Annotated in this window: 19 protein-coding genes, 2 tRNA genes and 3 pseudogenes; 11 read left to right on the forward strand and 13 right to left on the reverse strand. The window is 42.8% G+C overall.

Features of this window, described 5'->3' with window-relative positions:
• Positions 1-11: 11 nt before the first annotated feature.
• From ribBA to FTU90_RS09505, 3 genes are all read right to left on the reverse strand, one after another.
• A complete protein-coding gene (gene ribBA / locus FTU90_RS09495) occupies positions 12-1,127 on the reverse strand; it encodes a bifunctional 3,4-dihydroxy-2-butanone-4-phosphate synthase/GTP cyclohydrolase II (RefSeq protein WP_180072476.1) in 1,116 nt (371 codons plus the stop codon).
• A gap of 404 nt (positions 1,128-1,531) precedes the next feature.
• On the reverse strand, positions 1,532-3,043 hold the full coding sequence (locus FTU90_RS09500) for an aldehyde dehydrogenase family protein (RefSeq protein ID WP_180050399.1): 1,512 nt from the start codon (positions 3,041-3,043) through the stop codon (positions 1,532-1,534).
• Positions 3,044-3,390: 347 nt separating this feature from the next.
• Positions 3,391-4,353, reverse strand: a complete 963-nt coding sequence (locus tag FTU90_RS09505; protein WP_179999835.1) for an alpha/beta hydrolase — start codon at positions 4,351-4,353, stop codon at positions 3,391-3,393.
• Between the two features lie 366 nt (positions 4,354-4,719).
• Between FTU90_RS09505 and FTU90_RS09510 the strand changes: the two genes are divergently transcribed.
• Positions 4,720-6,420: an NAD-dependent malic enzyme gene (locus FTU90_RS09510; RefSeq protein WP_005094687.1), complete on the forward strand. Its 1,701-nt coding sequence runs from the start codon at positions 4,720-4,722 to the stop codon at positions 6,418-6,420.
• A gap of 269 nt (positions 6,421-6,689) precedes the next feature.
• Here the strand turns inward: FTU90_RS09510 and FTU90_RS09515 are convergent, their stop codons facing one another.
• On the reverse strand, positions 6,690-6,926 hold the full coding sequence (locus tag FTU90_RS09515; protein WP_005173763.1) for a VF530 family DNA-binding protein: 237 nt from the start codon (positions 6,924-6,926) through the stop codon (positions 6,690-6,692).
• 115 nt (positions 6,927-7,041) lie between these two features.
• Positions 7,042-7,247: pseudogene (locus FTU90_RS09520) on the reverse strand (type II toxin-antitoxin system HipA family toxin); the annotation flags it as partial.
• A gap of 346 nt (positions 7,248-7,593) precedes the next feature.
• Here FTU90_RS09520 and FTU90_RS09525 point away from each other — a divergent pair.
• On the forward strand, positions 7,594-8,685 hold the full coding sequence (locus FTU90_RS09525; protein WP_074383713.1) for an ATP-binding protein: 1,092 nt from the start codon (positions 7,594-7,596) through the stop codon (positions 8,683-8,685).
• A 48-nt stretch (positions 8,686-8,733) separates the two neighbouring features.
• On the opposite strand, the gene FTU90_RS09530 is transcribed toward FTU90_RS09525, so the two are convergent.
• Entirely contained in the window at positions 8,734-9,042 is a 309-nt protein-coding gene (locus tag FTU90_RS09530) for a helix-turn-helix transcriptional regulator (RefSeq protein WP_005173768.1), read from the reverse strand.
• Positions 9,043-9,396: 354 nt separating this feature from the next.
• On the opposite strand from FTU90_RS09530, the gene acnA reads away from it, so the two are divergent.
• On the forward strand, positions 9,397-12,153 hold the full coding sequence (gene acnA / locus FTU90_RS09535) for an aconitate hydratase AcnA (protein WP_180072478.1): 2,757 nt from the start codon (positions 9,397-9,399) through the stop codon (positions 12,151-12,153).
• Between the two features lie 267 nt (positions 12,154-12,420).
• On the opposite strand, the pseudogene FTU90_RS09540 reads toward acnA, so the two are convergent.
• The 5 genes and pseudogenes from FTU90_RS09540 to FTU90_RS09565 form a co-directional block, all read right to left on the reverse strand.
• Positions 12,421-12,683, reverse strand: a pseudogene (locus FTU90_RS09540) (helix-turn-helix domain-containing protein).
• The gene (locus tag FTU90_RS09545; RefSeq protein ID WP_180072480.1) at positions 12,643-13,005 is read right to left on the reverse strand and encodes an MbcA/ParS/Xre antitoxin family protein; all 363 of its coding nucleotides are present in this window, start codon (positions 13,003-13,005) and stop codon (positions 12,643-12,645) included. Before FTU90_RS09545 ends, FTU90_RS09540 begins: the two are co-directional and overlap by 41 nt.
• 128 nt (positions 13,006-13,133) lie before the next feature.
• Positions 13,134-14,174: pseudogene (locus FTU90_RS09550) on the reverse strand (site-specific integrase); the annotation flags it as partial.
• Positions 14,175-14,329: 155 nt separating this feature from the next.
• Positions 14,330-14,405 (reverse strand) — tRNA-Gly (locus FTU90_RS09560).
• A 48-nt stretch (positions 14,406-14,453) separates the two neighbouring features.
• A tRNA-Gly gene (locus FTU90_RS09565) sits at positions 14,454-14,526 on the reverse strand.
• 234 nt (positions 14,527-14,760) lie between these two features.
• On the opposite strand from FTU90_RS09565, the gene FTU90_RS09570 reads away from it, so the two are divergent.
• The 5 genes from FTU90_RS09570 to FTU90_RS09590 all read left to right on the forward strand — a co-directional run bounded on the left by FTU90_RS09570 (position 14,761) and on the right by FTU90_RS09590 (position 17,596).
• A complete protein-coding gene (locus FTU90_RS09570) occupies positions 14,761-15,069 on the forward strand; it encodes a BolA family transcriptional regulator (RefSeq protein ID WP_005094610.1) in 309 nt (102 codons plus the stop codon).
• Between the two features lie 9 nt (positions 15,070-15,078).
• Entirely contained in the window at positions 15,079-15,471 is a 393-nt protein-coding gene (locus tag FTU90_RS09575) for a SirB2 family protein (protein ID WP_159516716.1), read from the forward strand.
• A gap of 95 nt (positions 15,472-15,566) precedes the next feature.
• Positions 15,567-16,403, forward strand: coding sequence for a ParA family protein (locus FTU90_RS09580; RefSeq protein WP_005094607.1), 837 nt, complete (start codon positions 15,567-15,569; stop codon positions 16,401-16,403).
• A 13-nt stretch (positions 16,404-16,416) separates the two neighbouring features.
• Positions 16,417-16,809 (forward strand): hypothetical protein, encoded by a 393-nt coding sequence (locus FTU90_RS09585; protein WP_180072482.1) that lies wholly within the window; start codon positions 16,417-16,419, stop codon positions 16,807-16,809.
• A gap of 193 nt (positions 16,810-17,002) precedes the next feature.
• A complete protein-coding gene (locus tag FTU90_RS09590; RefSeq protein WP_005094603.1) occupies positions 17,003-17,596 on the forward strand; it encodes a hypothetical protein in 594 nt (197 codons plus the stop codon).
• Positions 17,597-17,617: 21 nt separating this feature from the next.
• Here the strand turns inward: FTU90_RS09590 and FTU90_RS09595 are convergent, their stop codons facing one another.
• Positions 17,618-18,256 (reverse strand): DedA family protein, encoded by a 639-nt coding sequence (locus FTU90_RS09595; RefSeq protein ID WP_074383709.1) that lies wholly within the window; start codon positions 18,254-18,256, stop codon positions 17,618-17,620.
• Between the two features lie 271 nt (positions 18,257-18,527).
• Between FTU90_RS09595 and FTU90_RS09600 the strand changes: the two genes are divergently transcribed.
• Both FTU90_RS09600 and guaA read left to right on the forward strand, forming a co-directional pair.
• On the forward strand, positions 18,528-18,890 hold the full coding sequence (locus FTU90_RS09600) for a NirD/YgiW/YdeI family stress tolerance protein (RefSeq protein ID WP_005173783.1): 363 nt from the start codon (positions 18,528-18,530) through the stop codon (positions 18,888-18,890).
• Positions 18,891-19,081: 191 nt separating this feature from the next.
• Positions 19,082-20,650 carry a glutamine-hydrolyzing GMP synthase gene (gene guaA, locus FTU90_RS09605; protein ID WP_005094597.1) on the forward strand — a complete coding sequence of 523 codons (1,569 nt, stop codon included), beginning with the start codon at positions 19,082-19,084 and terminating at the stop codon, positions 20,648-20,650.
• 336 nt (positions 20,651-20,986) lie between these two features.
• On the opposite strand, the gene FTU90_RS09610 is transcribed toward guaA, so the two are convergent.
• On the reverse strand, positions 20,987-22,336 hold the full coding sequence (locus FTU90_RS09610) for a GGDEF domain-containing protein (protein ID WP_180072484.1): 1,350 nt from the start codon (positions 22,334-22,336) through the stop codon (positions 20,987-20,989).
• Between the two features lie 511 nt (positions 22,337-22,847).
• Here FTU90_RS09610 and FTU90_RS09615 point away from each other — a divergent pair.
• Positions 22,848-23,795 (forward strand): pirin family protein, encoded by a 948-nt coding sequence (locus FTU90_RS09615; RefSeq protein ID WP_180072485.1) that lies wholly within the window; start codon positions 22,848-22,850, stop codon positions 23,793-23,795.
• Positions 23,796-23,860 lie beyond the last annotated feature (65 nt).

Genomic DNA, 23,860 nt, shown 5'->3' on the forward strand with positions numbered 1-23,860 from the left:
TCGATGATTTCTTAAGATGTTTGTTGTGCGGTGATGTATTCCACCACTTCTAAGTTAAAGCCTGATAGTGCATTGAAGCGCAATGGAGAGCTGAGCAGCTTCATTTTTTCAACGCCTAGATCACGCAAAATTTGTGCACCGACACCAATGGTCTGATACTGCTGAGACAGTGCAGCATTCGATTTTACATTTTTTGGTGCTTTAAGGGTATCTAATGCTGGGCCCAAATCTTGTAAATGGCGCTGGCCAATCCAGACCAGTACACCACGATCGCTATTGGAAATTTCTTTCAGGGCACGATCCAGGTTCCAGGCCGGTTCGCCATCCTGTTTCTTCAGTTTAAGCAAGTCGCGGGTCGGGTTAAAACCATGTACACGCACCGTGGTCACGCCCTCTTTAGGCTCACCTTTAACCAGGGCCAGATGGATATCCGGGTTACCCAGTTCACGATAGCGGTACAGGTCAAAGCTGCCGTATTCAGTATCGATACTTTGCTGATCAATACGCTCAACCGTTTGTTCATTGGTCATGCGGTAATGAATCAGGTCGGCAATCGTTCCGATTTTCAGGCCATGCTTTTCAGCAAACACTTCAAGATCAGGACGGCGCGCCATAGTGCCATCTTCATTGATGATTTCACAAATGACTGATGCCGGTTCCAGTCCTGCCAAACGGGAAAGATCACAACCTGCTTCGGTATGACCGGCACGGTGCAATACACCGCCTGGCTGTGCCATCAGCGGGAAGATGTGTCCTGGCTGTACAATATCTGCCGGTTTGGCATGAGCAGCCACCGCAGTTTGAATCGTGTGCGCACGTTCAGCCGGTGAGATCCCGGTAGAAATACCTTTGGCTGCTTCAATTGACAGGGTAAAATTGGTTCCATGCTGGGCACCGTTTGCATCGACCATCAAAGGCAGATTCAACTGCTGGCAACGCTCTTTGCTTAAAGTCAGGCAGACCAGACCACGTGCATGGGTGATCATGAAGTTGATGTCTTCAGGACGTACGTGCGTGGCAGCAATCACTAAGTCGCCTTCATTTTCACGATCTTCATCATCCATCAGGATGACCATTTTTCCTGCACGGATATCTGCTACAAGCTCTTCAACAGTATTGAGCGGCATCAACCTTCACCTTCTTTTTTGATCTTGATCAGACCGAATCATGACATTATTGGGTACATAGTCTAACGCTTTTTAAGCAATTTTGCCTATGCTTATTAGTTTCCCTATAGTGGTTCAATGTTATACACAGTCTTGGGAATCATGAAAAGCCGACTTTAAATGAAAGCCAGGGCTTTATGCAGGTTTTTTGAACAGTTAAAATGCATAAAAAATGAAAAACTTAGGCGAAGTCCTTCTAAGTTAAAGTATTAATTTGTTTTTTATACAGTTTTATTCCTGTTTTTGTGATTTTCAGGCTTTTATTTTGCTGGTCAACGATCAAGAGCAGAAAAATTTACCAGATATTAAAAAACTTGAATAAAACAAAAAAGCGAACCGCAGTTCGCTTTTGAGAAAATTCATACTTAGAAGAAACCAGCCGGTTTGGTTGAATAACTCACCAGCAGGTTTTTGGTCTGTTGATAATGATCCAGCATCATTCTGTGATTCTCACGGCCAATCCCTGATTTTTTATAGCCACCGAAAGCCGCATGTGCAGGATAAATATGATAACAGTTGGTCCAGACCCGACCCGCTTGAATCGCGCGTCCTGCACGGTAAGAGGTGTGTGCTGAACGTGACCACACACCTGCTCCTAAACCATAAATGGTGTCATTGGCGATTTTAATGGCATCATCAAAGTCCTTAAATGTCGCCACCGCCAGCACCGGCCCGAAGATTTCATCCTGAAAGGTTTTCATGTCATTGGTGCCTTTGAAAATGGTCGGTTCAATATAAAAACCTTGTCCCACTTCCTGACGTGCTTCACCGCCGGTCAGAATCTGCGCACCTTCTTCACGGCCAGTGGCAATACAGCCCAGAATCTTGTCCTGCTGTTCCTGTGAGGCTTGCGCACCAATCATGGTGTCGGTGTCGAGCGGATGACCGGTTTTAATGCGTTGCACCCGTTCTACCGCACGCGCCAGAAACTCATCGGCAATACTTTCCTGCACCAAGGCACGAGAAGGACAGGTACAGATTTCACCCTGATTCAGGGCAAACATGGCAAAGCCTTCCAGTGCCTTGTCCAGATAATCGTCTTCCTGATCCATAATGTCGGCAAAGAACAGATTCGGTGACTTTCCGCCAAGTTCCAGTGTTACCGGAATAATATTCTCGGTGGCGTATTGCATGATTTGCTGACCGACTGCGGTTGAACCGGTAAAGGCAATCTTGGCAATGCGCGGATTGGTCGCGAGTGGACGACCGACTTCGATACCATAACCATTGACAATATTCAGTACACCCGGCGGCAAAATGTCCTGAATCAGTTCAGCTAAAACTAAAATGCTGACCGGGGTCTGTTCCGCAGGTTTCAGCACGATACAGTTGCCTGCTGCCAAGGCAGGTGCGAGTTTCCAGGCCGCCATCAGGATCGGGAAGTTCCACGGAATGATTTGACCAACCACACCCAACGGTTCATGGAAATGGTAGGCAATGGTATCTTCATCAATCTCGGAAATGCCGCCTTCCTGAGCGCGGATACAGCCGGCAAAATAACGGAAATGATCAATACATAGCGGAATATCGGCCGCTAAGGTTTCACGGATCGGCTTGCCGTTGTCCCAGGTTTCTGCCACCGCCAGCAGTTCCAGATTTTGTTCCAGACGATCTGCAATTTTTAGCAGGATATTGGAACGGGTGGTGGGCGAGGACTTATTCCACTGTGCTTTGGCCTTGTGCGCTGCATCCAGGGCCAATTCGATGTCTTCTACAGAAGAGCGCGGCACTTTGGTAAAGACTTTGCCATCTACCGGAGAGATATTGTCAAAGTATTCGCCTTTGACTGGAGCGACCCATTCGCCGCCAATGAAGTTGTCGTATTGGGCTTTAAATTGAATTTTTGCACCGTCAGTATTGGGGTCTGCATAACGCATAATCTATTCCTTTATATGATTGTTATTGGTACATGCTGACCCTATTTTCTCAATTGAAAATGCTACAGTTTCAGCAGTCAGCTCTACTATAAAGAGGGAAAAAGACAGGTGGTGCTTTGATTACACGCTTGCTACAAAAGACAACATTTGGAATATGAAGTATAGGAATTAAATTTTATATTTAATCGAAGCTTATCGTGAGAAATAAGCATTTAACTGGCGCTTAAAAAATCGAAGGATTCATGTATTTCTGATGGTTGCGGATTACATTCAAGAGGGCCATTTTATTCAATCAAAACACTTAACAGAAAACAGGAGCCTAAAATCATCTTTCCTGTTTGCCGGCATTATAGTCCTTTGCTGTTGAGCCATTGAAACAGCTGCTGATAAACCTGTTCACGTACAGATTTGTCTGAAAGCACCAGATCGTGTAAACCATTCTGAATGCTTTGAACCGTGACATCAGCTTTAATTTTTTTGGCATATTTCTGAATGTCTTTAACTCCCAAAATCACATCACTAGTTTGCGCTGCCTTGCCCCATTTTTTTGGATATAAAGTCTGATGCGAATGCATGACCAGAACCGGAATATCGAGTTCGATGCCGCGATGAATTTCTTTTTGTGCTTCATAGATGGCACGAATAAAACTGATCCGTACCCTTGGGTAGCGGGTCTTTTTCCAGTCCAGACTGAAGTCCCATTCCCCTTTTAAATCCTTGTGCAGACTGGTGGCATACCATTTATTTAACTCACTCGGAAATTTAAGGTCGGGAAAAATTTTCGCCAGTTTGCTTAACTGCGGGATGCCGAGCGCACGTTTTATCGGATTCATATTAAAGTTATAAAATGGACTGTTGACCCAGAGTGCTTTGATTAACCGATGATTAGGGTGATGTGCCGCGAACAATGTGGTGATGAGGCCGCCGGTAGAATGACCACAGAGCAGGGCAGCATCATGGCCCTCGCTTGCGATAATATCCAGTGCCTGGCTAATTTCTGCATCATATTCAGACAGCTCATGCACATTATAATAGTTCTGATGCGGCAGAATCGAACGGCCATATTTTCTTAAATCCAGCGCATAAAAATCAAAACCTTGCTGATTAAAGCGTTCCGCCATTTCAGTCTGGAAGAAATAATCAATAAATCCGTGAATATACAAAACTGCTTTAGGAGTAGGCTGCGCTGCTTTTTTACGTATCAGGGTTGCTACAACTTTGCCCTCATAGTCATCTGGAAAGCTCAAGGTGGCTTGCTCATAGCCGATGCCTAAAATATCAGCTTGATAAAGGGGCTGGAATTCACTCATTTTTATACTCATTTATATTATTGAATTTATACTTTATCCTTGATGAGCTTTAACTTTTTGTCAAATCAATCTTCTGCCTTAGCAGTATGAAAAAGATCAACACTATTTAAATAGGCCATAACCCATTTTAAATCAGTGAAATTTTAAAATAGAACAAGCATTTTTGATGGATAAAAGAAATTTATTACAAAATTAACCAAAATCTCTCCTATCACGCTACGTTATCAGATTATAAAATCCTGCTAAAAGCATTATCAATTTACTAAATACCCCAAAAGGCTAAAATCAGGATAGGCTATATAAAATAACGATAGTGATGTCATTGTTTTCGGCGAAGTGCCGAGGATTGATTAGAAGAGTTAAATAATGCCCAGAGAAAATTTGAACAGTAAACGCCCTTTATATATTCCGTATGCCGGAAATACCTTATTAGAACTCCCGTTACTCAATAAAGGTTCTGCATTTACTGAAGAAGAGCGCAGAAGCTTTAATTTGCATGGTTTAATTCCTCATGTGACCGAGACCATCGAGGAGCAGAGTCAGCGCTCTTATCAGCAATATTGTGCTTTTAATAGTGATATCAACAAGCATATTTATTTGCGTAATATTCAGGATACCAATGAAACCCTGTTTTATCACCTGATTGAAAATCACCTTAGCGAGATGATGCCGATTATTTATACCCCGACTGTGGGGGAGGCATGTCAGCGCTTTTCTGATATTTATCGCCGTCATCGCGGAATCTTTATTTCCTATCCGGATCGCGATCAGATCGAACAGATTATTCACAATATTAATAAAAAGAACGTGAAAGTGATTGTGATTACCGATGGCGAACGCATTTTGGGTTTAGGCGACCAGGGGATTGGCGGAATGGGGATTCCGATTGGTAAATTGGCACTCTATACTGCCTGTGGGGGAATCAGCCCGGCGTATACCTTGCCGATCACTCTCGATGTCGGCACCAATAATCAGCAATTGCTGAATGATCCAATTTATATGGGCTGGCGTGAACCGCGGATCAGCGGCGATGAATACTATGCTTTTGTCGAAATGGTAATTCAGGCCATTCAGCAGCGCTGGCCGGATGCATTGATTCAGTTTGAAGACTTTGCGCAGAAAAATGCCATGCCTTTGCTGGAAAAATACCGTGATCGCATTTGCTGTTTTAATGATGATATTCAGGGAACCGCTGCGGTTTCGGTCGGAAGTTTAATTGCCGCTTCACGTGCAGCAGGTAAGCAGTTGAAAGATCAGGTGGTGGCATTTCTGGGGGCTGGTTCAGCTGGTTGCGGGATTGCGGAACAGATCATTAAACAAATGATTGCGGAAGGCTTGAGCGATAGCGAAGCACGTGCACGAATCTTTATGGTCGACCGCTTTGGTCTGATCACTGAAAATCAGCCGAATTTACTAAATTTTCAGCGTAAATTGGCACAGCCTGCTGAACATGTAGAAAGCTGGGCAGATGCTGAAGCCATGATTTCATTAACAGATGTCGTGAAGCATGCTAAGCCAACAGTACTGATTGGGGTTTCGGGGCAACCGGGATTATTCACACAGGAAGTGGTTGAAGCTATGGCTGAGAATAGCGTGCAGCCAATTATTTTCCCTTTATCCAATCCGACTTCACAGGTAGAAGCAGTACCGGCAGATATTTTGCAATGGACTAAGGGTAGAGCGCTGATTGCCACAGGTAGCCCCTTTGCACCGGTGAATTATCAGGAAAAAATCCATCATATTTCACAGTGCAATAATTCTTATATTTTCCCCGGAATTGGGTTGGGGGTGATTGCTTCGGGTGCGAAGCGTGTTACAGATAATATGCTGATGGCTTCTAGTAATGCTCTGGCGGATTGTTCGCCTAAGTTGCAAGACCCACAAGCGGATTTATTGCCGAGTCTCGATTATTTGCAGTCTATTTCAAAGCAGATTGCGTTGAAAGTCGCCCTTGCTGCCATTGAGGATGGGGTGGCGCCTAAAGTAAGTATTGAGGACTTGCAGTTAGCGATTGAGCATAATTTCTGGACACCGCAATATCGTGATTATCAGCGGGTCACTTTCTAATTTTAAATGAAGACAAACTTTGACTAAGCACTCGTTTCGGGCTGGTCAGCGTTTATTGGTTAAAATAGGCAATGCCTAAAAAAAGCCCCGATCTTTCGATCAGGGCTTTTTTGAATCTGGAGCGGGAAAGGAGACTCGAGCTCTCTGATTCCAATCTCGATAAAGTCGCTGAGATTTATTTTATTAAATAATATTAATTTTAAATATATGATTTAATGTAAAATATTTTACTGACTGGTATAATTTGATGATGAGAGAGGGGCCTGGGTCTACGGTTTCTGTTTTGCCTTTTGGCGTAAGACGTACAAATATAAGCTTTCTACTTTTTCACGTGCCCATGGTGTGGTACGCAAGAATCGCAATGATGATTTAACACTTGGGTCTATGCAAAAACATCTAATTTCAATTTTACGACTTAAACCTTCAAAGCCACCGTAGTAATCCAATAATTCATCCAAAATGTCAGCAAGTTTTTTGCCGTGTAAAGGGTCATTGGGGGTGTTCATAATAGATCAATCGTATTTTGGGTGACCATTATTATAACCTGAGCTAATTGGAAAACTAGAGCGTTTGAATGTAGGTAATGATGGACTGAATAACCATCAAAATTCTGGAGCACGCCCAGCAATCGGGTGAGGCATCATATATATGACTTGGTAATCCCATGTGCTGTGTAGGAAAGTTTTTTCTTAATGGGTCACCTTCTTAATGGGTCACCTTCTTAATGGGAGTAGGTACGAGGAGCGTTCTAAACCTTTACGGATCGCTTCAGCACTGTATTCAAAGGCAATTAATGGTCGACCTGTGATTGCTGTTGAGGAGACCAGTGTACCCCAAAGCCAATATTCACCCCATCAATTATAGTAAGCATTAAGTTTTTTGAGCGTGGATTTATTTCCAGATAAAGTCGTTCTTTACGAAGCCTCTCACATAAAACGCAACAACTTCTTCAGGTTTTTCTGAATCTTAAATCCATAATATTGGGTCTTATGTTTAGATATGGCTATTAAGCCACAAAATAATGGAGTTATAAAATGTGTCGGTTGATCGGTGCAAAGGTGCTTTATTGGATGATTAGATCCTATTAGATTAAAGAAGTCTAATTAGACATTTACAATCTAATGGAATCTAATACAATCTATAGCAATAAAGAATCATTGCTGAGTAATTAAAATGAGTAGCATCTCCAATGACCCTTGGCATTTTCCACGTACAGAACTAGCTAAACAAATTTTAGGCATGTTTGAGACTGGACTAGCTAGTTCTCTGACTTTTTTTGCCCCACGCCGGATGGGAAAAACTGAATTTTTACGAAAAGATATTACGCCCTTAGCAGAACAGCTTGGATGGCGCGTTTTTTATTTCAGTTTTTTAGATGCAGGCCTGCATAGTGAAGGACAGTTTGTAAAAGCTCTTGATGAGTTTTCACAGCAAAATGGCTTGATTGGTAAAGCCAATCATTGGATTAAAAATATTGGCTCTTTAAGTACAGAGGTGGCAGGTGTAAAAGCCGAAGTGACTCTTGCACAAGGGCAAGTGAATTCCAGTATTTTATCTAGTATTACAAAACTGGCTCAGCAGGGTAAACCTATTTTATTGTTACTTGATGAGATTCAGGCTTTAGCTAGTTCAAAATATAAAACAACTATTGCCAGTTTACGTACTGCTTTAGATATGCATAAAGAAACGATAAAAGTAATTTTTACTGGTTCAAGTCGAGAGGGCTTGAGACAAATGTTTTCTGTGAGTAGTGCTCCATTTTTTCATTATGGGCAGAATTTACCTTTTCCAAATCTAACAAAAGCATTTACAGATCATCTGGCAGATGTATTTAATCAAACAACAGGACGTAGTTTGGATAAAGAAATTTTATGGTGTGCTTTTTTAGATATGAAGCAAAGTCCTCAACTGGTGAGGTCATTGGTTGAGCGTTTAGCATTAAACCCAATGCTGGCTATAGATTTTGCAAAGGAACAGCTTATAGCCGATACAATGGGGCACCGTGACTTTTCAGGATTATGGGGAGAGTTTAAGTTATTAGAACAGCTGCTCTTAAAAGCCATAGCTGAATCACAAGTTGAACTTTACAGTATTCAATTTAGACAGCATCTTGCTGACTCCATCGGTGTAGACAGCATTGCAGTATCAAGTATTCAATCTGCCCTACGTTCTTTATCAAAAAAACAAATTATTTTTAAACCAGAAAATGGTACTTATGAAATCGAGGATGCTCTTTTTAAAGAATGGATTATGGATGAAGCATAAATTTTTTAATAATGGTCAGTACCCGGTAAAATACCTCGTTAAGAGGATTCATGATTCCTCATCTCCGAGAAGACCCTTCCATGGGTTGGTCATTAAGTCATCCTGATCTTCGATCGTGATTTTAATTTCATCATTCAATAATTGTCTGATTAAATGAACTTTATCATCTGGAATGAGCATCAGTTGAGCATTTAATCCTGCCGCGATAATTTCTAAGGTCTCTAATCGTGGATTGCCCTGACTTTCCAGTTTTTGGTACTGCTGTCTTGAAATGCCGGTACGGGATTGCATATTAACTTGCTTTAAGCCCAATAGGGTTCGTCTTTTTTTGATTTGCTGAAGTAAAGATTCATTCATTGTAGACACATTTATTTCTTTTAGGTTCTATAAGAAACATATTAGTTTCTTTTTTAAAGCAATTTATCATTTCGATCTGTAAAACAGCCCTAGCTACGTAGTGATCTGAAATCACTCTGAAAATACGCGGTTCAATTTAACTTATCTCCTTACGGAATTGGCAGAAAGATTGTCGATGCCGGATCTGAACTGTCGACAACTCTCTGGCAAAAATTCCTGGCAGCCCTGCATTTAACTGCCTAGCACAATCCGATAATAAATAATAACAAACCCGCCGCGCAGTTGGCATACAGTAAGTAAAGAAGTGGTGGACTGTGATCATAAAAATAACATCTCAAGCCGGAGGTAAACTAGATGGCCAAGTATAGTGATATCAATAGTTTTAATACCTTAGAAACATTGACCGTCGGTTCAGAACACTATCAGATTTTCAACCTGTCCAAATTGCAAGTGCAGTTGGGCGACCTGTCCCGGCTGCCAAAATCTTTAAAAGTCTTGCTGGAAAATTTACTGCGTTTTGAAGATCAGCTCACGGTGAAAACCGAGCATATTCATGCGCTGGCAGGGTGGTTAAACAACCAAACCTCAGAACAGGAAATCCAGTATCGTCCGGCACGGGTGCTGATGCAGGATTTTACCGGTGTTCCCGCAGTGGTTGATCTTGCCGCGATGCGTGCAGCGGTGGCCAAAGCCGGCGGTGATCCGGAAAAAATTAATCCGTTGTCACCGGTGGATTTGGTCATCGATCACTCGGTGATGGTCGATTACTTTGCCAGTCCGCAAGCTTTTGAGCAGAATGTCGCCATTGAGATGCAACGCAATGGCGAGCGCTACCAGTTTCTACGTTGGGGGCAGGCTGCGCTCAATCAGTTTCGCGTGGTGCCGCCAGGAACCGGGATTTGCCATCAGGTTAATCTGGAACATCTGGCACAAGTAGTTTGGAGCAATGAGGTCGATGGGCAGCGCTTTGCCTTTCCTGATACCTTAGTCGGTACCGATTCACATACCACCATGATCAATGGCTTAGGCGTGTTAGGTTGGGGAGTAGGCGGCATCGAAGCGGAAGCGGCCATGCTGGGCCAACCGATCTCCATGCTGATTCCGGAAGTGATCGGCTTTAAGCTCATAGGTAAACTCAAAGAAGGTATTACAGCAACTGATCTGGTGCTGACCATTACCCAGATGCTGCGCCAAAAAGGCGTAGTTGGAAAATTTGTCGAATTTTATGGCGATGGTCTGGCCGATTTACCCTTGGCTGACCGTGCCACTATTGCCAATATGGCACCCGAATATGGTGCTACCTGTGGCTTTTTCCCGGTTGATGAGGTGACGCTTTCCTATTTACGTTTAACTGGACGTCAGCCGGAAAGAATTGCCTTGGTAGAGGCCTATAGCAAGTTGCAAGGATTGTGGCGCAATCCGGGGGATGAACCCGTCTTTACAGACACTCTGGCTTTAGATATGTCGACGGTAGAAGCCAGTCTGGCGGGTCCGAAACGTCCGCAGGATCGTGTGCTATTGTCGCAAGTGCCAAAAACCTTTGCTGCCTTCATGGATCTGACCTTGAAACCGGTCAAAGAAGAAAAAGAGCGTCTGGAAAATGAAGGAGGTGGAGGTACGGCTGTTGAAGCGAAACAGGCCAACCTGCCACATGAGAATCCTTTTTGTATGATTGAGGGTAAAAAATATCCGTTGCAGCATGGTGATGTAGTGATTTCAGCGATTACCTCCTGTACCAATACCTCGAATCCCAGTGTCATGTTGGCAGCAGGCCTATTGGCCAAAAAAGCAATCGAAAAAGGTTTGCAGCGAAAACCTTGGGTGAAAAGTTCACTGGCTCCAGGTTCCAAAGTGGTCAGCGATTATCTTGATGCAGCAGGGTTGACGCCTTATTTGAATCAACTAGGTTATAACCTGGTGGGTTATGGTTGCACTACCTGTATTGGTAATTCGGGACCTTTACCTGAAGTGATTGAAGAAGCTGTGCAATGTTTTGATTTGAATGTAGCCTCAGTGCTTTCCGGAAACCGTAACTTTGAAGGACGGGTGCATCCTTTGGTGAAAACCAACTGGCTCGCCTCGCCACCCTTAGTAGTTGCCTATGGTCTGGTCGGGAATATTCGAACTGATCTCACTGCTGAGCCGATAGGTGAAGGCTTTGATGGCCAAGCAGTTTATTTAAAAGATATCTGGCCAACACAAACGGAAATTGATGCAGCACTGCAGTATGTGAATACCGAGATGTTCCAGAAAGAATATGCGGAAGTGTTTGAAGGCGATGCCAAGTGGAAAGCGATCCAGATTCCACAAAGTCAAACCTATGCTTGGGATGAACAATCAACCTATATCCGGCATCCTCCCTTTTTTTCAAAAATTGATCAGCCGGTGCGACCAATTCAGCCGATCAAACAGGCACGGATTTTAGCTATATTAGGCGATTCAGTCACGACGGACCATATTTCCCCGGCGGGTAATATCAAAAAAGATAGTCCGGCCGGCCGATATTTGCAGCAACAGGGGGTTGAGGTAAAAGACTTTAACTCTTATGGTTCCCGCCGTGGCAACCATGAAGTGATGATGCGAGGTACCTTTGCCAATATCCGAATCAAAAACGAAATGCTGGGTGGCGAGGAGGGTGGCAATACCCTGCATATTCCAAGTGCAGAAAAACTCTCGATTTATGATGCGGCAATGCGCTATCAGGCAGAACAAACCCCACTCGTAATGATTGCTGGGAAAGAATATGGTACCGGTTCTTCACGTGACTGGGCGGCCAAAGGCACCAACCTGTTGGGGGTGAAAGCGGTGATTGCTGAAAGTTTTGAGCGGATTCACCGTTCCAATCTGGTTGGCATGGGGGTGTTACCTTTACAGTTTGTAGAGGGTCAGAACCGGCAGATCTTGAACCTGACCGGCCATGAAACACTGTCAATTTTAGGCTTGTCGGATGATATTCATCCGCATCAAATGCTGAAAGTAGATGTGCAACATACCGATGGTACGTGTAGCCATTTTCAAGTGTTGTGTCGTATTGATACCTTGAATGAGGTGGAGTACTTTAAGGCCGGTGGTATCTTGCACTATGTCTTGCGCAATTTGCTCGCTTCCTAAATTGAATGATGAAAGCCCGATACCTACCATAATGCCGGTCAGTTAAGAATTGAAAAACTAAAATTATGCTCAATTAAGACATAAATTTAGATCAATTTAAATTCAAATATAAGGAAATTTAGATTTTTTTTCATCCAAATTTCCTTAACTGACTGGTATTAATCTTTTGATGGGTCTTTTCATAATCTAATGGAGAGCGCTGACCATTGGAACTATGCCTACATTATTAGGTGTAGATATCAAATGTGAACATAGATCTAATCTAATTTATTCATCATATTCCGCAAATATTTCTTCAATTTCATCCCATTGGGGCAAGTTAAACTTTTTTTATTCACTTCGAATTGTAAACCCATGCCATCAAGCACACGTTCAAATATGTCAAATGAACCTGTAAAATGACCATTCTCTATCTCTGAAATTGTTGTTTTATTCACTTTAGTCTTTTCTGAAAGACTTTTCTGTGTATAGCCTAATAATTTGCTTATCTTAAAGTTTAGCCCGAAGACCTTCCACCAATTGTAAAACAGAGGCCAATCCCTGAGGGTTCTGAATCTGTTCTATTGGAATGCCATTCATCAATTTATTGGGTGATTTCATAAAATGCTGCATCCAGGCTGTATCCCCACCTGTCAGAGCATCTAGTGATGTGGTAATACGGATTAAAGTGAGGGCGATTTCTCCCTGTTTTGAAGTGGGATCTAATTCAAGAGAGGTTAAATTTTTCACCGAATCTATACTGAGTATTAAGGCTAGTTGATCGTGTGCAAGACCAAGTCGTTCAGCAGCAGCTAAAACTGCCTTAGCTAATATCATTTTCTGTTTTGCAGTTTTTTCTGATGTTGTACGCATGACCGATCCCTGTTTCAGACGCTGCTAATTCATAGAGTTTATACTATTTAATTATCATTGATCAGACACTCAATTTTTACTAAATATATTAAATTTGGCTTTACATAAAGAAGCAACGGTTAAATTATTTAACAGCATGTAGTTATTTTTAGACCTTCAGCTTTAAGTTCAAGAGATCGTGGTCTACCGATACAGGCTAAATGTAAACAGAATTTAAATGCGGCCAGTGCTTTGGCATCTTTTGTTGAGTAAAGCTGGAGACGAACATAATCTTCTTGAGTCTTAGGATGCTCTGTTGTGCTCGATTTAGCCAGCTTTAGTAATAAAGGTTGTTTCTTTTTATCTAGCAATTGTACCAAGTCTTGTCCAAGCAAATGCCAAAATTGATGGGGAAACAGGTCTTTTACCTTGGAATAAAATGATTCCAATTGATCGATTTTATTCCATCGATAATGAATGCCAGTATGCGAAACCGTAACACGACTTAAAAATGTCTCAAGCACCGCTTTTATTTGATCTGGCTTTTTTTCAAAGATATTTTGAATATTTTCAAAGAAATAGTTCCTTGCTGTGCACTCTTCAATGGTATCAATCATGGCGGGTTTTAAAGGTTTATCAAGATGATTCGTGTTGTTGAGATCAAATAACCTTGGGTTGTTTTTTGAGACTTGAGTTGGCCCAGTTGTTTGGCATTTTTATACCAGTACTCAACCAGTTCTATAGGTAAGCTCATTTCCTGTGAGACCTGATCTGGATCATGATGAATTTCCAGTAAATTTAGGCACTTAAAAAACCATGCAAATGAGATTTTGGATTCCTTTGTTCCTGCGAAATATTTAGAAAAATCATGAGGCTGTGAGTTAAATGAAACCTCATCCAGAATGTCTTCTATGTTACTTTTTAACCAGTCAGTTTGGTCGTTGAGTATCTATGTCTGGATGATATTGCAGTATTTTATGCCCAGCGATCAGGTAGCTCAGATGAATATAGCTTTTAAAGGTTTCTGTAGGGTCAATGTGACCCAGTAAATGGGCAATCATAAACCAATGATTTTGACCATGCGTATTACGGAGTAACTCTGTCCGAATGGGCTGATATTCTTCTTCGGTATAATCCGTCACATTCTTGACCAGTGGAGCGTAATTACAGTTCAGAACAACGGATAAGGTCGTGGGCACGCCATGGTCACATCTTGGTCACAAAATATAAATTACATTAAGAATATTTTTTATTAAATTGAATAACAAAGGAAGGGGGATTTTTAAAAATATAATAAAATCAACAATAAAAAAGCCCCCATCTTTCGATGAGGGCTTTTTGAATCTGGAGCGGGAAAGGAGACTCGAACTCCCGACCCCAACCTTGGCAAGGTTATGCTCTACCAACTGAGCTATTCCCGCGGAGTCTATAAAGTTTTTTAAATGAAAAAACTAAATAAAAAAATTTTGAGCGGGAAAGGAGACTCGAACTCCCGACCCCAACCTTGGCAAGGTTATGCTCTACCAACTGAGCTATTCCCGCATGCCGTGTATAATACAGCATGAAAAAATGTGGTCAACACCTTTGTTAAAAATCTTGTATCAATTGCATAAAATAAAAGCAAAATACTTTGGACCAGACAATAAATCGCCAATATTCATGTGGGAATTCATGAAACTTCGCCACAATCAACAGATTGCGCTGTGACAGATTACTAAAATACTCAGCAGAACAAGGTATACTGACTTTATATTTTCAAAGATTGGAGTCAAGGCCATGAGCTTAGAACAACAACTGAAAGATCGTTTAGCACAATTATCTCCGACCCATTTAGACGTGGTGAATGAATCTTCGGGTCATGGCGGTTATTTCCCTGGAAAAGAGTCTCATTTTAAAACTGTGATTGTCAGTCAGGCCTTTGCCGGTTTACGTCCAGTCCAGCGTCATCAGAAAGTCTATGCTGCTGCTGGTGATTTACTGGCCAAAGACAAGATTCATGCGCTGGCAATCCATGCATTTTTGCCTGAAGAATGGGCAGGGCAGGACACGACCAGTCCAGCTTGTGCACATGCACCAAAAAACTAAGAGGAAATGATGGAAACTCAACTTTTAGTCAAAATTATTCATATGTCAGCAGCAGGATTGGCGATTGTCGCCATTCTTGCCCGTGCCTTGACTTTGTTTATTGGTACACAAGGCAACCTACCGAATCCAAAGGCAAGAATTGCGCTGGTGGCTTTACAGCATCTGGCCATTACGGTGATCGCGTTTACAGGTATTGTGTCATTGGTGATCAAGGATTTTGATGTGCAGCCCTGGTTTTATGCCAAGGTTATTTTATTTTTTGTGCTGGTATCCTCTTTAGCTAAAGCCTATAAAAAAGATGATTCAATCTTGCTGGCACAACGCCGGGCTGGCTTATTTATTGCGGTAGTTGCATTGGTTTCTATTTTGATCTTGGTGATGATCAAGCCGAATTTTGGCTAAAAGCAAGCAGGCTGTGACTTCAAGTGCAGTCTGCCTATGTGAATAATTAAAAAATACAAGTGTGATAAAAGTAGTTAAAAATAACAGGAGGGGACATGCATACACGTGTGGTATTTAATCAAAAAGGTGGGGTGGGTAAGTCCAGTATTACCGTTAATCTGGCCGCGATCAGCGCACATCAGGGTTTAAAAACTTTACTCATTGATCTGGATCCACAAGCCAATTCCAGTCAATACGTATTAGGTGACGATGCGACCTATTCAAGTGACAAGCCGGCATTAGAACCGAATATTGAAAACTATTTTGAAAATGTGCTGGGCAATCAGCAAAGTAAAGGCTTGCTCGGCAATGCAATTGGCTCGATTTTGAAAAGCCGTAGCAAAGGTCTGGAAAGTTATGTGCATCAGTCTCCCTTTAAGTATCTGGATGTGATTCCAGCCAGCCCGACACTGGGCGCCTTGGCACATGCACTGGAGTCCAAGCATAAAATCTACAAACTGCGAGATGCTTTACAACAATTGTCCGGGCAATATGATCGGGTGTTTATTGATACCCCGCCGGCATTTAATTTCTTTACACTGTCGGCTTTGATTGCTGCAGACCGCGTGCTGATTCCATTTGACTGTGATGTGTTTTCTAAACGCGCCTTACAGACCCTGATTGAAAATGTCATTGAAACCCAAGATGACCATAATGAAAGACTGGAAATTGAAGGTATTGTGGTGAATCAGTTTCAGGCACAGGCCAGATTACCGCGTGAAGTGGTGCAGCAACTGAAAGATGAAGGATTGCCCGTACTCAATAGTATGTTACCGCCCTCCATCTTAATGAAAGAATCTCATCATAAAAATCAGCCCCTGATTCATTTGGCTACTGATCATAAATTGACTCAGGCCTATCAATCGTTGTTCAATGAGATAGAGCAGAACTAAGATCGAGTTAACTATGAAACTTGTGAAATTAAGCCTGAGTATTGCAGCATTTGCATTGCTGAGTGCTTGTGCAACAACGGTAAAACCCACCTATGTGTCCCCGACCCAGTATCAGACCTTGGGTTGTCAGCAGCTGCAAGGCGAATATAACCGTATTCAGCAATATATCGACAATGGCGTGGAAGCGCCAAAACGCACGGGTGTAGGTGTGGGCGTCGGTCTGGGTGGTGGCTGGGGCAGTCGCGGTGGTTGGGGAATTGGTCCGAGTGTTTCCGTCAATATGGGACAGTCATCCAATACCAAGCGAACCGAGCTGGCACGGCTTTTAGGTGAACAGGAAGCGATTGTTCAGGCCGCCCGTTACAAAAATTGTCCGATTGTGGTTCGTCAGAATATTGCTAAATAACGAATTCCTGATCTCTTCATAAATGCTGATCTTGGGTCAGCATTTTTATGATTTTTTCAAAATAGCCGAGCTGATATTCCGCTTAATATCACTTGAAAGGGCGCGTATCGTCTCAGCATCCTAGATTTATAGAGCTGTTCTGGCATGAGAATATTGATTAAGCTATAAGCTAGGCCCGGAATAGTTCATCACGATGATTGAAAATTGGTTATTTGTATTGGGGCTAATCGCCGTTCTGATGATTCCAGGGCCGGCGAATGCCTTGGTCGCCAGCTCTGCGTATCAGCAGGGTCAGGCCAAAACCAGCCTTTATATTCCTGCCATTCTGATGGGCTATTTTTATGCGATTAATGTCTGGGCTTTGTTAATTCATCTGGCTTTACCGATCTGGCCAAATTTCAAAAGCTTGTTGTATGTCCTGAGTACCATCTGTGTGGGCTGGATGACGCTGCATTTATATAAGGCCCAGCAGTTAGAACGCTATAGCAAAAATCATCCGCAGATTCGTCCCTGGCAAATGTTTACTGTCACCTTAAGCAATCCTAAAGCAGCATTGTTGGCCTCCGGGATTTTACCCATGGAAACCTGGCAAAGTCCGACCAACTTTGTTCTGGTGTTTGCTGCCTTTTGCTTGAGTACCGTTCCAGTAGGGATTTTCTGGATGGTCTTTGGTCAGGCAATTTTGAGCAGTCACTCTGAAAAAATAAAAGCCGGCCTTATTTATAAAGGCTCGGCTCTGTTTGTACTGCTTTGTCTGATCCCATTACTGATCAAGCTTTGGGATTAAATGCACAGGCTATAAAAAATCTTAAGCTGTTTTACTTTTTTTGAGTCTTTGTTGAATAAAGCCGATCACACCTGGCAAGACACTTAAAATAATAATACCGAAAATCAAATAGGTGAAGTTATCTTTGACGATCGGCATATTACCGAACATATAGCCCAGAATGACAAATGAGCTGATCCAGATGAATCCACCCACTACATTATAGCTCAGGAAATATTTGTAATTCATGCTGCCAGCACCAGCGACAAAAGGTGCAAAGGTACGAGCAAAAGGCACAAAACGCGCAAAAATAATGGTTTTACCACCATGTCTGGCAAAGAATTGCTGAGTTGCCAATAAATGTTTTTTATTGATAAAGCGCGATTCAATCTCGAAAACCCGCGGCCCGATATATTTGCCAATATGGTAATTCAGGGTATCGCCCAATACTGCCGCAACAAATAAAAGCGGAATCAGTACCCAGGGATCCATCACACCTGTAGACGCTGCCAAAGCACCTGCTGCAAATAGCAAGCTGTCGCCGGGCAGGAACGGCATCACCACCAAACCTGTTTCCACAAAGATAATCAGGAAAAGAATGGCATAAATCCAGATCCCGTAATTGGTGATAAATTCAAGCAAGTGATCATCAACATGCAAGATAAAATCAATCAGTTCCATGAGCCCAGTACAAGCAAAAGTGTGCTCAAATCCTAACAGCGATCACCTATAAAGTCAGTAATAAAAGTCGACTATTTTGCGGCTTATTTTTCTGCTGTCGGGCGAATCCCTTCACTTTTAAAATAGATATATCAGCGTATAAACATATTTTTATTGGGGCTTTTTGAGCAGATGACACAAGTTCATCATGGTGTTACACAACGTCTGCGGCATCTATTTCGGCTTTCTGTTTAGATCATGGAATCATCATAAAAATAGCAGGTCAAAACACATGAAAAAATATATTCTGGCGACACTGGTTCTGGCAGCTGCCAGTCCGGCACTTTGGGCTAAATCAGATCAGGCTATTCTGGAGGAAGCAAAACAGAATGTGGTCAGTATTGCTCAGGCACATAAAATGAAAGATGAAACTGGCGTGACCTTAAGGGGGCAGATCGTCAAACAGCGTGCAGCACAAAGTGACGAATTTGAATTAAGAGATAAAACCGGCAGCATCATGATTGATGTGGATGACGACCACTGGAAAAGATTAAAACTCAAAGCAGGCGATCGGGTAGAAGTCTGGGGCGAGGTCGATACGCACCGCAACAAACCCACCGATATTGAAGTGATTCAGATTGAACGCGTGAAATAAACCATTCATTTGGCTGGAACAGGAAAGCAGCGAAACTCTGCTCTCCTGTGAACCAGTCAAAAATGAGGGCATTATTTTCTGAAATTTCTTAACTGTTTAATATTTAAACCAATTGGAATAGTGTGCTTAAACACAAGAAAAATGCTAGAATACGGCGCTTATCTTTCGTTTGCCTTTCATAGTTGTTCGTCATGACTACCAATACTCAAATTACTGAAGATCGTATCCTGATTCTGGATTTCGGTTCTCAATATAGTCAGCTCATTGCACGCCGTGTCCGTGAAGCTGGTGTATATTCTGAAATGTATGCCTATGATATGTCTGAAGAAGACATTCGTGCATTTAATCCAAACGGTATCATCTTGTCTGGTGGACCTGAGAGCGTTCACCTTGAAGGCAGCCCGCGTGCGCCACAAGTGGTATTCGAGCTCGGTGTACCGGTATTGGGTATTTGTTATGGCCTGCAAACCATGTGCGAACAGCTTGGCGGTAAAGTCGAGCCAGGTACTGTGCATGAGTTCGGTTATGCAGAAGTTGATATCGTGGTACGTGACAAGCTGATCGGTAATTTACAGGACCGTGAAAACCAGTTGCATGTCTGGATGAGTCATGGTGACAAGGTTGCCCGTATTCCAGAAGGCTTCCAGATCACTGCACAAACTCCAAGCTGTCCAATTGCGATGGTGTCTGACGAAACTCGTGGTTTCTATGGTATTCAGTTCCATCCTGAAGTGACACATACCTCTAAAGGGGCAGAATTACTGTCGAACTTCGTTCATCAAATTTGTGGTTGCCGCGGTCTATGGACGCCAGAACACATTATTGATCTACGTGTAGAACAGCTTCGCCAACAGATCGGTGATGAAAAAGTATTACTTGGTCTTTCAGGTGGTGTGGATTCATCTGTAGTGGCAGCGCTGTTGCATAAAGCGATTGGTGATCAGCTGACATGTGTGTTTGTCGACAATGGTCTGCTTCGTTTGAACGAAGGTGATCAAGTGATGCAAATGTTTGCTGACAATATGGGGATTCGTGTTATCCGTGCTGCTGCAGAAGAGCGTTTCTTGACTGCACTTGCAGGCGAAGTTGATCCTGAAGCAAAACGTAAAATTATTGGCCGTGAGTTTATTGCAGTCTTTGCTGAAGAAGCACGTAAATTAGATGGGGTAAAATTCCTGGCTCAAGGTACGATTTATCCAGACGTGATTGAATCTGCTGCAAGCAAACAGGGCAAGGCACATGTGATTAAATCGCACCACAACGTGGGTGGTTTACCAGCAGACTTGGCTTTTGAACTGGTTGAACCATTACGTGACTTGTTTAAAGATGAAGTACGTAAATTGGGTACCACTTTGGGCTTGCCACACAGCATGATTTACCGTCATCCATTCCCAGGCCCAGGTCTAGGTGTGCGTATCTTGGGTGAAGTGAAAAAAGAATATGCAGACATTTTACGTCTTGCTGATGACATTTTCATGCAGGAACTTCGTGCCAGCGGTTGGTATGACAAGACTGCTCAAGCATTTGCGGTATTCCAGCCGGTGAAATCTGTCGGTGTTGTCGGTGATGGTCGCCGTTATGCATGGGTGATTGCACTGCGTGCAGTAGAAACTGTGGACTTTATGACTGCTCGTTTCGCGCATCTTCCTTATGATCTAGTCGATAAAATCTCGACTCGTATCATGAATGAAATTAAAGATGTTTCTCGTGTTGTGTATGACGTATCGTCTAAGCCACCTGCAACTATTGAATGGGAGTAAAATCGGGATTTCTAAAAGCGATAGCTTTTAGCCGATTTTACGCCAAGAGCTATGCTCGCGGCAGTGAGGGATTTCATGAAGCACGGCTTCTTGCCTGAATTACTGCCAAGGCTATGGCTGCGCCAGTCAGTGTTTCAAGTAGCACGGCTTCTTGCCTGAATGATGCCAAGCGCTATGCACGTAGTAAATATCTGGTTGATCGGAGATATCCCGATAAAAAAAGAGCGCTTCGGTGCTCTTTTTTATGAGGATTTTTTCTTCGTGATAGAATATGCAACTTTTCCATGTAAAGTTTATAAAAATTTAAGCTTTCACTAATATTCCTGATTTCATTATTTAAAGGGCGGACCAGAACTGCTTGGTTTGATTGGCCTTTGAATGACCTTGCTGGGTCACGGGCTTAAAGGCATTCCAGGGATTGGCTGGAGCAGGTTTGGGCTTTTCCAGCATTTTGGAATGATAAACTTCAATCCGATTTCGGCCTGATTTTTTCGCCTGATATAAAGCGATATCGGCTTGCTTGATCAGCTCCTCCAGCTTTTGCGTAGGCGACTCCAGTTCTGCTATACCAATCGAAATGGTAAAACGAATGGGCTGGTTCGGTTTGGCATAAACAAATTGTTTCTGAATTGCACAACGAATTCGCTCTGCAATCACCAGACTGTCTGGCAGCTGGGTATCTTCCAAGAGAGCAATAAACTCTTCACCACCAAAACGTGCAAGTACATCGCTATGGCGCATTTCTTTACGGGTTACCTCAGCAATCAGCTGTAGCACACGATCACCGATGTCGTGGCCATAGTTGTCATTGATATTTTTAAAATGATCGACGTCAAACATCAGCAGGCAGGTGCTGGCATGTTTGGGCCATTTATGAATCGAACGTTCAGCCATATCGACAAAATGGCGACGATTATACAACTGGGTCAAATCATCGGTATGTGCCAGATTCTTTAAGGTTTGATAGTTCCACTCATCGAGTAGTGATCGCAGGAAAGAACGTCGTACATTCAGAATATTATTCCAGTTAATATAGATGCTAAAAAACCAGAGTGGACTAAAAACCACAGTAAAGATAAAGGCTTGAGAAGCAGTCATTAACTGGGTCACCCCAATCGTGATAAACAGCGCAATCAGGATAGAACAGTACACTGCTACTTTAAACTGGATCTGCACACATAGATTGGCAATCAAGATAAAGATTGCAGAGGCATAGATATAGGTAGCCACATGGGGACTGCTTGAAAGTAACAACAGGCTAATCCAGCCCGCTGCAGCCAGGGTGGTGCCAATTGGCAAAATCCTGTCCAGAATCTGAATATTCTTATTTTTTTTGAACAGGTAATAGCAGCAAACCATGGCGCCGAGTACCAGCACCACACGCATCAGGCCGGAAATAAAAAACATGTCCGGAATAATCAGAATGTCGGCAAAGAAATACAGCAGAAAAGCAATTTGAGCCAGATAGTTAATTTGACGCAAGTTATGATGAGTATTGGTATAGACATAGTCATGGAAATATTGCTGAAATTGGCCAGGAATACGCGCCTGAGTATCGGTCAGCGCTTGTTCAATCAGCTGACGGTTCTGCAGGTCACACTCAGACAGTTTTAGTGATTTATCGGTCATCGAATTTTGAAAAGATATATTCGCTGCTGAATATATATTCTCATTTTTAGAAGACATGTCCATGGTCCGGTATTATTGTTCTAGGTGCCTATTATGCCGTGACTGGGTGAAAAATAACCTCCCTATAATTGGGTATCTGACATAAATTTAAAGTTAAAACGTAACAAAATTTATGTTTATTAAATGCAGAAAAGTTATTGAAATCACTAAAAAATAATTTTTATCCGCTAAAATTTTCTAAATTATGTTATTCGTTTCACGTGAAACATAAGGTAATTAGACCAGTCTGGTTGAGGTCAGTTCGAGTTCATATCTGGCAGCCTATACTTAAGCATTTAGCTGTTTATTTTCAGGTTTTGGCAGGGTGACATTTTAGATTGTATACGCAATGCAGGAGTATAGCGGTTCACTGCAGGAGCGTTTTATACGTATCTAAATATTTCCAGAGATAGATTTTGTATGGAGACCCTGTACATTGTCCTGAAGAGAGACATCTTGCAGCAGTCCAAGGGAAGCATGTCTTAAATAAGCCAAGATCTGGAATAAAAATGCCGAGGTGAGCTCAGCCATGTCGAACAATAGTGATATTGAACTGTCCAATTCGGATGATTGTGAAAAGTATATTAACCAGTTTATTCAGGAATTTCCTTTACGCCGTGCCGAAATCGGGCAGGGTACGGTGATTAAACGTGCCTTGCCTAGCCGGCATAAACGTATGATTGGTGCCTGGTGTTTTCTGGATCACGCCGGTCCGGCCAGCTTTCCTCAAGGTGATGGGCTGGATGTTGGGCCACATCCGCATATTGGTCTGCAGACCTTTACCTGGATGCTCAAAGGCACCATGATGCACAATGACAGTCTGGGAAATCAGCAGCTGATTCGGCCTAAACAGGTCAATCTGATGACCTCGGGCTATGGTATTTCACATACTGAGGTTTCACCGGAAAGTGAAACCCATATGCATGCGGCGCAGTTATGGATTGCCTTGCCGGATGACAAGATCAATATGGCGCCGGGTTTTGAGCATTATTCCGAATTGCCAGTGGTACATGATCAAGGCATTGAGTTTACCGTGCTGGTGGGCGAATATTTAAAAACAGCATCGCCGGTTAGAGTGCATAGTGAACTGCTGGGCGTAGATCTGTATGCCGCTGAAAGTACAACTGCGCGCTTGCCCCTGAATCCGAAATTTGAATATGGTTTTATGGTGCTTGAAGGTACAGCCAGTATCAATGGACATGAGCTGACCGAAGATAATATGCTGATTCTGGAGCCGGGCTTGGCGCAGGTCAATGCTGAAATTCATGCCGGAAGCCGGGTGTTATTAATTGGTGGAGAGCCATTTGAAAGTCCGATTTTACTGTGGTGGAATCTGGTCGGGCGGACTACCGAGGAACTTAAAATCGCACGGGAACAGTGGATCGAAGGGCATGAGCGTTTCGGTTCCATTCCTGCTTATGACGGGCCACGTTTAGAAGCTCCAGCATTTCCCGACCGGATGCGTGCCTCCAGATAAATGATCAAAATGACAGGGGGGGATGGAACCCTGTCGGATTTGAACTAAAAATCGTGAATTTGCAA

Origin of the sequence: Acinetobacter sp. YH12200 (assembly GCF_013418175.1) — a bacterium.
GTDB classification, from domain to species: domain Bacteria; phylum Pseudomonadota; class Gammaproteobacteria; order Pseudomonadales; family Moraxellaceae; genus Acinetobacter; species Acinetobacter pseudolwoffii.

Coding starts and splice junctions, on each gene's coding strand:
- ribBA (WP_180072476.1), bottom strand. CDS start 1,127: ATGCCGCTCAATACTGTTGAAGAGCTTGTAGCAGATATCCGTGCAGGA.
- FTU90_RS09500 (WP_180050399.1), bottom strand. CDS start 3,043: ATGCGTTATGCAGACCCCAATACTGACGGTGCAAAAATTCAATTTAAA.
- FTU90_RS09505 (WP_179999835.1), bottom strand. CDS start 4,353: ATGAGTGAATTCCAGCCCCTTTATCAAGCTGATATTTTAGGCATCGGC.
- FTU90_RS09510 (WP_005094687.1), top strand. CDS start 4,720: ATGCCCAGAGAAAATTTGAACAGTAAACGCCCTTTATATATTCCGTAT.
- FTU90_RS09515 (WP_005173763.1), bottom strand. CDS start 6,926: ATGAACACCCCCAATGACCCTTTACACGGCAAAAAACTTGCTGACATT.
- FTU90_RS09525 (WP_074383713.1), top strand. CDS start 7,594: ATGAGTAGCATCTCCAATGACCCTTGGCATTTTCCACGTACAGAACTA.
- FTU90_RS09530 (WP_005173768.1), bottom strand. CDS start 9,042: ATGAATGAATCTTTACTTCAGCAAATCAAAAAAAGACGAACCCTATTG.
- acnA (WP_180072478.1), top strand. CDS start 9,397: ATGGCCAAGTATAGTGATATCAATAGTTTTAATACCTTAGAAACATTG.
- FTU90_RS09545 (WP_180072480.1), bottom strand. CDS start 13,005: ATGCGTACAACATCAGAAAAAACTGCAAAACAGAAAATGATATTAGCT.
- FTU90_RS09570 (WP_005094610.1), top strand. CDS start 14,761: ATGAGCTTAGAACAACAACTGAAAGATCGTTTAGCACAATTATCTCCG.
- FTU90_RS09575 (WP_159516716.1), top strand. CDS start 15,079: ATGGAAACTCAACTTTTAGTCAAAATTATTCATATGTCAGCAGCAGGA.
- FTU90_RS09580 (WP_005094607.1), top strand. CDS start 15,567: ATGCATACACGTGTGGTATTTAATCAAAAAGGTGGGGTGGGTAAGTCC.
- FTU90_RS09585 (WP_180072482.1), top strand. CDS start 16,417: ATGAAACTTGTGAAATTAAGCCTGAGTATTGCAGCATTTGCATTGCTG.
- FTU90_RS09590 (WP_005094603.1), top strand. CDS start 17,003: ATGATTGAAAATTGGTTATTTGTATTGGGGCTAATCGCCGTTCTGATG.
- FTU90_RS09595 (WP_074383709.1), bottom strand. CDS start 18,256: ATGGAACTGATTGATTTTATCTTGCATGTTGATGATCACTTGCTTGAA.
- FTU90_RS09600 (WP_005173783.1), top strand. CDS start 18,528: ATGAAAAAATATATTCTGGCGACACTGGTTCTGGCAGCTGCCAGTCCG.
- guaA (WP_005094597.1), top strand. CDS start 19,082: ATGACTACCAATACTCAAATTACTGAAGATCGTATCCTGATTCTGGAT.
- FTU90_RS09610 (WP_180072484.1), bottom strand. CDS start 22,336: ATGTCTTCTAAAAATGAGAATATATATTCAGCAGCGAATATATCTTTT.
- FTU90_RS09615 (WP_180072485.1), top strand. CDS start 22,848: ATGTCGAACAATAGTGATATTGAACTGTCCAATTCGGATGATTGTGAA.